Source organism: Opitutales bacterium (genome assembly GCA_013215165.1).
Taxonomy (GTDB): domain Bacteria; phylum Verrucomicrobiota; class Verrucomicrobiia; order Opitutales; family JABSRG01; genus JABSRG01.
The window spans coordinates 37950-48496 of sequence record JABSRG010000021.1 but is presented as its reverse complement, the minus strand read 5'-3'; the positions used below and the strand labels follow the sequence as shown (position 1 = coordinate 48496).

The 10547-nt window shown below is 50.6% G+C and carries 10 protein-coding genes; 6 read left to right on the top strand and 4 right to left on the bottom strand.

Annotated features, from left to right (window positions below):
• Positions 1–59: 59 nt before the first annotated feature.
• A complete protein-coding gene (locus HRU10_06305; protein NRA26847.1) occupies positions 60–1592 on the bottom strand; it encodes a sigma 54-interacting transcriptional regulator in 1533 nt (510 codons plus the stop codon).
• A gap of 91 nt (positions 1593–1683) precedes the next feature.
• On the opposite strand from HRU10_06305, the gene HRU10_06300 reads away from it, so the two are divergent.
• From HRU10_06300 to HRU10_06275, 6 genes are all read left to right on the top strand, one after another.
• Positions 1684–3624: an ABC-F family ATP-binding cassette domain-containing protein gene (locus HRU10_06300; protein ID NRA26846.1), complete on the top strand. Its 1941-nt coding sequence runs from the start codon at positions 1684–1686 to the stop codon at positions 3622–3624.
• Positions 3625–3734: 110 nt separating this feature from the next.
• Entirely contained in the window at positions 3735–4364 is a 630-nt protein-coding gene (locus tag HRU10_06295) for a prepilin-type N-terminal cleavage/methylation domain-containing protein (protein NRA26845.1), read from the top strand.
• Positions 4364–5077 (top strand): prepilin-type N-terminal cleavage/methylation domain-containing protein, encoded by a 714-nt coding sequence (locus HRU10_06290; protein ID NRA26844.1) that lies wholly within the window; start codon positions 4364–4366, stop codon positions 5075–5077. Before HRU10_06295 ends, HRU10_06290 begins: the two co-directional genes overlap by 1 nt.
• On the top strand, positions 5074–5733 hold the full coding sequence (locus tag HRU10_06285; protein NRA26843.1) for a hypothetical protein: 660 nt from the start codon (positions 5074–5076) through the stop codon (positions 5731–5733). Before HRU10_06290 ends, HRU10_06285 begins: the two co-directional genes overlap by 4 nt.
• 4 nt (positions 5734–5737) lie before the next feature.
• Positions 5738–6694 carry a prepilin-type N-terminal cleavage/methylation domain-containing protein gene (locus HRU10_06280; GenBank protein ID NRA26842.1) on the top strand — a complete coding sequence of 319 codons (957 nt, stop codon included), beginning with the start codon at positions 5738–5740 and terminating at the stop codon, positions 6692–6694.
• Positions 6691–7575: a 1,4-dihydroxy-2-naphthoate polyprenyltransferase gene (locus HRU10_06275; GenBank protein ID NRA26841.1), complete on the top strand. Its 885-nt coding sequence runs from the start codon at positions 6691–6693 to the stop codon at positions 7573–7575. The genes HRU10_06280 and HRU10_06275 overlap by 4 nt, the downstream gene beginning before the upstream one ends.
• Here HRU10_06275 and HRU10_06270 read toward each other — a convergent pair.
• The 3 genes from HRU10_06270 to rpoD are packed head-to-tail and all read right to left on the bottom strand — an operon-like array spanning position 7572 to position 10547.
• Positions 7572–8261 carry an LON peptidase substrate-binding domain-containing protein gene (locus tag HRU10_06270; GenBank protein NRA26840.1) on the bottom strand — a complete coding sequence of 230 codons (690 nt, stop codon included), beginning with the start codon at positions 8259–8261 and terminating at the stop codon, positions 7572–7574. The two genes, HRU10_06275 and HRU10_06270, sit on opposite strands and share 4 nt — an antisense overlap.
• A 54-nt stretch (positions 8262–8315) precedes the next feature.
• Complete coding sequence (locus HRU10_06265; GenBank protein NRA26839.1) at positions 8316–8687, bottom strand: hypothetical protein; 372 nt, start codon at positions 8685–8687, stop codon at positions 8316–8318.
• 33 nt (positions 8688–8720) lie between these two features.
• Positions 8721–10547, bottom strand: coding sequence for an RNA polymerase sigma factor RpoD (rpoD, locus tag HRU10_06260; GenBank protein ID NRA26838.1), 1827 nt, complete (start codon positions 10545–10547; stop codon positions 8721–8723).

Here is a 10547-nt window from a genome sequence, read left to right as displayed (position 1 = left end):
GAACGCTAAGAGCCAATGAGCAATGGGATGAATACTGGAGCAAGAATTAGATCTCCCCGTTACTTCAATTGCACCCTGTAGTATTTTTTCACCGTTCGCTGGTCTACTCCGATTGCCCTGGCTGCTTGAGCATAGCCTCCTTCGCGTTCAACTACGATTTTGAAATAATGGTGGAGGAGTTCATCGTAGGGAAGTTGCCCTGAGAGCATGCTGTGAACAAAGGGCGGAAATGGATCGGTCGCTGCGGATTGGCCTGTGTGTTCTAGAGTCGTATTGAGTGTAAAATCTCCGTGAATCATGATGTTGCGTACGCATTGCTCGAGTTCACGATAGTTGCCCGGCCACATGTAAGCTGGGGAGACATGTCTGCGGATCCAGCGAATAGACTCGTCGCTTATTTGCTGGCGAGTCGCGACGTCTTCTGTGAGCTCTCCCGCGATGATTTCGACATAGAATGCGAGTTCATCGGTGTTCTCAGAAATGGCTTGAAGGAGCGGCAAGCTCCCAATGCGATCGGCGGAGATGGCAAGAAATAAGTCTTCTGAGAATGAGCCATCTATGACTGTTTGTTTAATACCGTCTTTGGACGCGGCGATGAGTTTACCAGAAAATGGCTGTGCCTCTCCACCGTCTAGGAAATGAAAATGGCCAGAGTGGATGAGGTGGGTGAGTCGCGCTTGAATGCTCAGGGGTGCTTGGTGTAGGTGATCCAGGAATAAAGATCCCCATCGGCTAGCGAAATCAAGGGCACTGCGGGCAGTAGAGGCAGAGTTCCGTCGATAGCCAAAGACGGTGTGATCGAAGAGATCGCCATGAATGGCGGCGAGGTCGATTTTTGTGTAGGCGCTATTATATCGTGCTTCGAATCGGCTGCTGCTCGCATCGAAGGGTATATATTGACTCAGCGCGATGGTCTCTGCGATCCGATCTTTTCGGGAACCAGTGGGTCCTGTGATAAGCGTGGGTGCTGAGCGTGTGGTTGCGTGAATAGCGATAAAGTAGCGCTCTAGGTTGCGGGTGAATATCGACTGCCAGATGCGTGTGCGTAGTGCACCCGCGCTGGCGGTGCGCCCGGGAATATTAGAAATGATGAAGGACTCTGCACGGTGTAGCTGATAAAAAAGGGCAATGAGGTGCTCAGTTTTAAAGGAGGGTTGGTGTTTGATGCCTCCTGGGTTGAGTTGATCTTCCAAAGAGTCTCCCCATATGTCGGAATGAAATGGGCCGCGCTTTTTCAGGGCTTTCTTGCTTTTCCCTATCAATCCCTGGAATGCCTCGCGATTTCGGTGAAATTGGATGCAAAAGACCGCGGGCTCATAGAGTCGATAATCATCCGGGCGCAGGGGTTTGTTGGCCCCATGGACCAGTTTGTCGATGTCTCCGAGATGTCGTTCGATTTTATCGCAGAGGCGTTCTCGATTTTCGGTAAGATCTTCAATGCGTCTCTGATCGCTTATCGGGTTGAATTCTGGACCGAGTAGTTTTTTCAGCGTCTCGAAGGAAGTGTCCCCGAATGGGTTGCTAAAGAAGAAGGTTTTTACATCGTTGAAGAATTCAGTTTGAGCAGGGGAGAGTATCGGGGATTCACGCATAGATAGAGGTATTGCCAAAAACTTCTCGAACATCGGAGAATCCCGTCCCGGGTTAAAGAGCCCTTATACATAATTTGTCATATTTATCTAAATGATAACATTCGATAGCATTAGTCTGCGTTATGGCCCGAAGATTATCTTTGATTCGGTGGGCGATGAGATTCTCGAGGGGGATAGGATCGGTTTGGTCGGGCGTAACGGTGTGGGTAAATCGACGCTTTTCCGGGTTTTGTTGGAGCAGGAGAGCCTGGATGCAGGAGAGGTAATCGTGGCGAAAGGGACTACTTTGGGACACTTGCCGCAGGATGGAATTACGGTCAGGGGCCGGACGCTGGTCGATGAAGCAGCGACAGCTTTCCCCGAGATTATTGAGTTACAGGCCGAGCTAGAATCCGCTCATTCTGAATTGGATACGCTCGCGGTGGACTCTCCTGGATACCGACAGCTCATTAATAGGATTGGTGATATGGAGCACGAACTGGAGCGATTGGAGGCTCCCAAGCTTCGAGCGAAGATAGAGAAGGTGCTTTCTGGGCTTGGCTTTCAGGGGGATGATTTTGATAAAGATACCGGTAAATTTTCTGGAGGATGGCAGATGCGGATCGCCCTAGGAAAGCTTTTGTTACAGCAGCCTAGCTTACTGATGCTCGATGAGCCGACCAATCATCTTGATATCTTGAGCCAACGTTGGTTGGAGCAATTCTTAAGACGCTATCCGGGGGCCTTGCTAATTATTTCTCACGATCGGGCATTTTTGGACGCTGTAACGAATCGAACTTTCCATCTGGGGGCGGGGCGCATGGATAGCTTCTCGGGGAATTTTAGTTTTGCAGAGAAAGAAAAGGCTGTTCTTGAGCAGGTGAGAGAACAGCAATTCGAGAAGCAACAACGTGAAATCGAAAGGCAAGAAGCCTTCATCAATAGATTCCGCGCCAAGGCGAGTAAGGCTTCTCAGGTGCAGAGCCGCATCAAGGCATTGGATAAGATCGAGCGTATCGAGCTGGATACCGACGAACGCTCTATGCATTTTCGCTTCCCAAATCCGCCGCGCAACAGCCCTACCGCTATTGAGTTATCAGGCCTCTCGAAGTCGTATGGTACGCTCGAAGTGTTTCGAGACTTAGTTCTGCGTATTGCTGATGGGGAGCGTGTTGCAATCGTTGGGCCCAATGGTGCCGGTAAGTCGACTCTGGTGCGCATTTTGGCCGGGGAGGAGCCCTATGATCATGGGGATCGTCAATTAGGTCATAACACTGAACTGGCTTATTTCGCTCAGCATCAAACCGAGAGCCTAGACCTAAATATGACCGCGCTACAAGTAGTGGAAGAGGCCGCGTCGGCCAGTGGGTCGCGCATGGATCCCCGATCTTTGCTGGGCGCCTTCCTTTTCAGAGGGGACGATGTGTTTAAGCCAGTGAGAGTTCTTTCTGGCGGTGAGCGCAACCGCTTGGCGTTGGCCCGGATGCTGATGAGGCCGTCGAATACAATTATCCTGGATGAACCGACCAATCATCTCGACTTAGATAGCAAGCTCATCTTGCAGGAAGCGTTGGTGCACTTTCCTGGGACGCTTGTCTTAGTCAGCCACGACCGACATTTTCTGGATCCGGTTGTCGAAAAGGTGCTTGAAGTCACTCCTGGCAAGTTGCGGATGCTCACGGGAAATGTCTCCGACTATATTCGAATGTTGGACGAAGAAGAGGCGCGTCTCACTCAGTCTCAGCCAACTTCGGAATCAGTAGTAGTTGCGGGCCCAGCAATCTCTGCTAAGGAACGTCGTCGCGTTGAAGCTGAACGGCGTCAACGTGCTGCCCCGCTGAAGAAGAAGGTGCAGCAACACGAACATAAGATGCAGACACTTCATAAGAAAATAGAGGTGCGTGAACAAGAGATGTTAGACCCTGATTGGTTTAAACAAGGGTCCGAGACTACTTCGCTGATGAAAGAGTTGGATGCTTGGAAACGGGAGCTTTCAGTCGTGGAGGAGGGGTGGATGGAAGCCTCAGATGCGCTCGAGAAATTAGATCTATAACAATGGGCTGAGTATTCACTTTGTTATCAATATATTTACGTTGCCAAAGGGAATCGTTTTAGCTTAATTTCCCGTCCTCGATCAGAACAATTCTGCAAATTACCCCGTTCATGATTCGTCCCCAATCCAGCTTAAAAAGAGCATTCACACTCGTGGAGTTGCTCACAGTGATCGCTATTATTGGCATTCTTGCGGCCTTGACGTTTGGTGCTATTTCTGGCGTAGCCGAGCAACAGAACGTCACGCGCACGAAAGCGGACATGACGGCCATCAAGGTCGCATTGCAGCGCTATAAGTCTGACTTCGGTGATTTCCCCCGTGTGGGAGCTAATGGAGGTACAGCTGCGGGTAATTTGGTCTTACTTTCCGCGCTTGCTGGCCTCATCTCGCCCGATGGAGCACCGCTCGACGCAGCGTCCATTCGCAACCCTTTTATAGATATTCAAGACCTGAACATCTCATTCGCTAATGAAAATGCGGAAGCCGCGTTCATGGCCAACCGTACCGTTACTAACCTCGGAAATGTGACACTCAGAGATGCTTGGGATGGTACACTCCGTTATTACTACGACCAAGTCGCAGCTACGACAACGTGGCGAAACAGTAACTTCGTGCTCTTTTCTGATGGGCCCGATGGACTCAGCGCACCTCCGGCTACGATAGGTACGACGGGTGTATTTGATCCGAAAGATCTGATGACGGGTGCCGATTCAAATCTAGACAACATTATGGTCGAGTGATGGAAAGCAAAGATTTGAGCCATTCAAAAGCTGCGGGGGGATTCACCCTGATCGAGCTCCTCGTCACCGTTGGATTGATTGCGGTAATCATCGGGGGTGTGGGGATTGCGCTCGCCGGTGGTGGGCGTGGGGATGTTCCAACGGCTGAACGTGTGCTTCAAGGATTATTGATCAGCGCTCGAACTCAGGCAGTTATCCAACAGGGGAGTTCTACTTTTCCAGTTGGTGCAGGCACTCGGGGATTTGGCGCGAGTGCACTGCTCTTGATTAACGGCGACGTCACAGACCCGGAGCGCTATCTCCGTGAAACTACTGTTGTCTATTGGGGTGAGGATGTGGATGGGAACCAAGGTTGGCTTTCGGCCACCGGTTTCGATCTGCTCCCGGCTGGTATTCATTTTGAGCCGGTGCGGTCTCAAGAGACGGGGAATGCGACGGTCAGTTTGAATAGCTTGACTGTTGATTTGAACCGTCCCTCGGCGATTGCTCAGTCAACTGCTGGCACAGATACCTGGCATTATATACCTTTTAACTCCCAGGGGCGTCTGAACGGCGGAATTGATGAGTTTAATGTCGTCATTGCATCAGGCTCACCTATCCCTGGGGCGGCAGGGCTTGAACTTGTGTGGGACAGTGAGAGTGCTCCGGGTGGTTATATTATCTTAGGTATGGGGGCGGTGTATCGCTACCCAGACGCAGGTGTGATCCCATGATGGAGAGTGCAGTAACAGTTTCTCCTCAACGTAGAGGTCTTTCATTGGTCGAGGTTATCATCGCTATCGGTGTATTTGCCTTCGCGATGGTGACGCTGATCGGTCTTCTTGGAAGCACGCTGACCTCGATTTCGGAGTCCCTCACCAGCGAGGAGGCCGCAGCGGTCGTTAGCAAAGTAGAGACATTTCTTCAGTCATACGATCTCAACCCTGACGTCCCAAAATTCCAAGAAGTTTATACGGAGCTCCAAGGTAACCAGTATATCGATATTTTAGTATACAACCAAATTGATGGGGCTACTGTCCTTGTCGACGGATCTCAAGCTGCAGATGTGGAGGTTGCGATGAACAACACCGTTGTATCTGACAATGTCGACGGTGCGCTCTTCGTTGCACTCGTCACTCCGGCTTTCTCTAACCCCCAGAACACCGTGTCGGCAACGTCCAATGCTCTCCCATCTCCGTTCGATCAATTGTTTTCGGTGTCTCTCAATCAAACATTCGCAGACTTTGACCTGGGCTACCTCATCATGGACGTGCGGATATTCTCTTATGACGCGCCTGCTCCGGGTCAGACGATTGCGAGCCTGATCGCTGAGAATCCTCCCTCTCAATCGAGTGAATTGTTGCGCTTCAGCACCGTTCTCAATTTTTAGTCTGATGAGGCGCAAAAATATTCCATACTCCGCCTGTAAAACGCAGCTTGCGAAGGGCTTTACCCTCATCGAGATTCTGGTTTCGACTGCTGTGATGGTTGTTATTACCGGGCTTATTCTGACTATCACCTCGGGTGTGCTCGGCATCTGGAATCGTTCTGCTGGTGCTGTCGAGGCATCGCGCGAGGCAAGGCTCCTTCTTACGTTGATCGAGGACGATTTGGATGGCATTCTTTTTAATGCTCCTGGAGAAATCATTAATTACCAGACGGAGACGATAGGCACCGGAGCCTTCTCCTTGGCAAACCAGGCCAGGCTGATCGTTCTGTCCTCAGTCCCCGATGCGCCGTCTGAGGATTTTGATGGCGATCCTGTCACCGGGAATATTTGTGCGGTCGCCTACGAATTGACTTTGCGTGAGATTTTCCCTGGCACGGCGTCTTCGCGCAATGTCTCAATTTATCGCGGACTGGTGGACCCGTTAACCACTTTTTCAGGTAACGCAGCTTTTGACGGATTTATTGGCGAGAGCGATGTTTCGGGTGGTATCACATTACGCACGATTTGGGACGGTAATATCGAATCAGGTTCTCCTTCAGACGCCGTTAGCGGGAACGTGGGGATCTACTCGACCGGTTTGCGTCGGAATCTTGCTGCTTCAAACGTGATCGACTTTAGTATCCAGTTTTACCGTGAAAATGCGACAAGCCTCGCTGTATCGGCGATTAACCCTACCTCGTCAGTGAGTGTTGAGAATGGAACACTCTATATCAATGGTGTAGCAACTGCGGATCGTTTGGCTTATATGGACATTACCTTTACCGTACTCTCCAACGAGGGGATGACTACCTACTTTCGGCATGTGGACAATCTCGAGAGTACTTATGCCGATGCACAGGAAATTGCATTGGCATTTGGGGAAACCTTTACTCGCCGAATCGCGCTCATTGCTACCCGATGATCCGGCATTGGTTGGTCGCTACACGTCCGCGCACAATTCCTGCAGCGGCGAGCCCCGTATTAGTCGGGACTGCTTATGCTTATTATGAAGGGAAGTTTGAATGGTTTCCGGCTTTGCTTTGCCTGTTGTTTAGTCTGTTGATCCAGATCAGCACGAATTTTGCAAACGACTACTTCGATTACAAAAAGGGAGCCGATACGGATCAGCGTAAGGGGCCGCCTAGGGCTGTGGCGTCAGGTTGGATTACACCACAAGCGATGCTGCGTGCTACTTGGGCCGTTCTGGCGTTGGCATTTGTAGCTGGCTGTCTCCTGATCCCCTATGGCGATGTTTGGCTCATTGTTATAGGGCTCTCGTCCATAGCCTGTGCGATTCTTTATACTGGGGGGCCTGCACCTCTGGCTTATCTAGGGCTTGGAGACATTTTCGTGGTTTTCTATTTTGGATGGGTCGCGACGGGGTTCACATACTTTGTCCAGGCTGATGAATACAGTGTCGTGGCTTTCACGCTGGGGATTGCTCTGGGTTTGCTAATTAATAACCTATTGGTCGTGAACAACCTACGGGATGTAGATGAAGATCGCGTTGCCAATAAGCGGACGCTGATTGTTCGATTTGGGCGCACATTTGGCCTCGTCCAATATCAATTATCAGTTACCGCAGCCTGCCTAATCGCTTTAGCCTTTGGTCTTTTCTACGACATGGTGGGGCTATTTATACCCGCGATGTCATATCCGCTGGGCCGGTGGTTGGGTATCTTAGTCTATCGAGCTGAGACGCCGAAGGACTTTGGGCGCTGTCTGATGTTTACCTCGCTCTACCTCGTGCTGTTTTCAGTGCTTTGCGTCGTGGGGCTCGTTACCACAGTGCCAAGCAGTTAATTCAACCCGATTTGTTCGTCTTTCAAGCCCTCTTGGAGCTGTTTGAAGAATCGGATGCGTTCGATGTCTTTTGTCAGACAATCGCTAAGGAGGTTAAATCGATCTAGGGTCTCGGTCGTCTTTAGGAGTTGGAGTTTGTCAACCAAATTGTCGCAAGCCGAATAGGACGCGAATTCAATGAACGACTCTGGATCCTGAATATTTTCAAGGAAGTCCATGGCTTCGTCTGAAATACTACTTCCATTTTGTCGCTTTTCGCGAAGAAGATCTAAGATGAGCTGCTGCATGCCTGGGTAGGGAGCCTGTTCTTCTGTAGTCGATTGTAAGGGCTGAATGCGAGCGATTCTATAAGGGTCCTCCTGCACCACCTGTTCAAAGCGTACACGCATGAGGCCCTGTAGCAACACGTTGGAGGTACCATCGTCATTACTCTGAGAGGCTCGGACGATACCTATGGAACCGATAGAATGAAAAGGTTCTAGGATTTTAGGATCGCTCGCTTCGTTTTGCTTGAGCGTAGCAATCCCGAACACTCGGGGACCATCCAACACGTCCAATAACATTTTGCGATAACGCTCTTCAAATATATGGAGCGGCATGATCACCTGAGGGAATAAAACTGCCTCGGGTAATGTCATGATCGGAATGTTCTTGGGGATCTCTATCTCAGATATTTCGGGACCCATCTAATAACCATGCAAGCTTAGCTTCGAAATGCAAATGGGTTGCTAAGACCGCTATCAATCTCCTGTGGCATCGGGCAGGAGAAATAGATTATCCCCCGGTTGAGGTTGGCCTGACTCGATGTAAAGGGCGTGGATCTGGTTAGACTGGTAGAGGACATCGCCGACAGTGCCCGTCACCAATCCGTCGGTAGAGATGGTAACGCGATTGCCCTCGGAAGCATAAGGAGACAGTTTCCCAACCCAGCTTTCCGCCCGAACGATGACAAATCCTTGTGCATTATCGACACTTAGGACGATCCCAAGCAGTTCCGGAGATCGTCTTGTTCCTGCTGACGGATTTGGAACTTCCGACGAATCATTAGGCAGGGCGGTAAGACAACCTGTTAATAAGACGCAGAGAATGCTCAGCCCAGCACCAGTAGCCAACGGTGCAAACCTGTGCCTTCGTTTCAAGTCGGCCTAGCGCTTGAAGTTGTCGAACCCGTGTGTCTCGACGTCGATATCGCCTTCGAAAAATCCTTGCAGCTGTCGGATACGTGTCGGGTGACGCATTTTGCGCAGTGCTTTCGCTTCGATCTGGCGGATACGCTCTCGCGTGACCTTAAACTGCCGCCCAACTTCTTCGAGTGTGCGGCTGTAACCGTCCGCTAGGCCAAAACGTAGAGAGAGAACGCGTTGTTCGCGTTCGGTGAGCGAATCCAGGACATCGACGATCTTTTCGCGCAGTAGCGAGTAGGCAGTCATGTCGTAGGGGTTTTCCGCACCCTTATCCTCAATGAAGTCGCCGAAATTGGTGTCGTCAGAATCGCCGACAGGACTCTGTAGCGAAATGGGCTGTTGAGCCATCTTCATGATGGACTGCACGCGCTCAACGGGGAGGTTCATTTCTTCCGCTACTTCCTCTGCTGTTGGCTCGTGGCCTAGCTCTTGGAGGAGTTGCTTCTGGACCTGCATCACCTTGTTGAGCGTCTCGATCATGTGGACCGGGATGCGGATCGTCCGCGCCTGGTCTGCGATAGAGCGGGTGATAGCTTGGCGAATCCACCAGGTGGCGTAAGTAGAGAACTTGTAGCCTCGGCGGTATTCGAACTTTTCCACCGCCTTCATTAGGCCCATGTTTCCTTCCTGGATCAGGTCGAGGAAGTTGAGTCCACGGTTGGTATATTTTTTTGCGATCGAGATCACCAAGCGAAGATTGGCTTCTACCATCTCTGTTTTTGCCTTGTGAGCATCGCGAAAGTGTTTCCGGACATCGCGGATCAGCTCGGTTAGGCTGCTCGGATCAAAGCGAAATTGGTCTTGAATTTCATCCAGGCGGGTATGAATGGCATCAGTGTCGATATTGCGACGACGTGATGAAGCACGTTGAGCCAAAGCGAGGTTCTCTAAGCAATTATTAATTTCGCGCAGGATGGGATCTACAGAAGCGAGCCATTCTTCAAAGATTTTCATCTTTAGGCAGAATTTCTTGAAGATCGGCTTTAGCTTTGTTTCTGCCTTCGTGTATTGGGTTTGAAGACGTTTGAGCTTTTTCTCATCCTCCCCCGCATCCTTCATCTTATTCCAAAGATCAGTGAGTTGGGTGTTGATCTTTTGTGCCTCGGCAACAAGCTGAGGCAGCATTTGGTAATAAGCTTCCCGGCTTTCTATCTTTTTATCTAGAACGATACGGTCGAAACGCTCTTCGCGGTTGAGCAGCTTTGTAATCAGGCCGATTTGATAGTCTGCTGTGATACCCACAGAAAAAAGGATGTTTGCGGCTTTGAGCTCCGCTGTTTCGATGCGCTTGGAAATAGAAACCTCTTGCTCGCGTGTGAGAAGTGGCACCTGGCCCATTTGTTTGAGATACATGCGGACCGGGTCGTCGATCATGTCGGCCTGGCTGTTGCGCATCTCTTGTTCTTCGTTCTCCTCCATCCGCGCCTTGTAAGTCTCGACTTCACTGGCATCGAGGATGTCGACTTCAAGATTCTCGAGGATGCTGATCACATTCTCGATCTCTTCCGGGTTATTTACGCTTTCAGGCAGGGCGACATTGATGTCTTTATACGTAACGTAACCCTGCTCTTTGGACAGTCGGATCAGATCGCGGATGCGATCATTCAAGCGTGCTTGGGAGTCGTTGAAACTTTGCTTCTCCTCAGAAATCTCTGGCTTCACGGCGGCGGCCTTGGGAGCAGCTTTTTTTGCGGGTGCTTTCTTCGCGGCAGACTTCGCCTTAGTGGCGGTCTTTTTCTTTTTCGCAGGTGGGGTTTTTTTCGCGGAAGCTTTCTTCTTTGCTGGCAT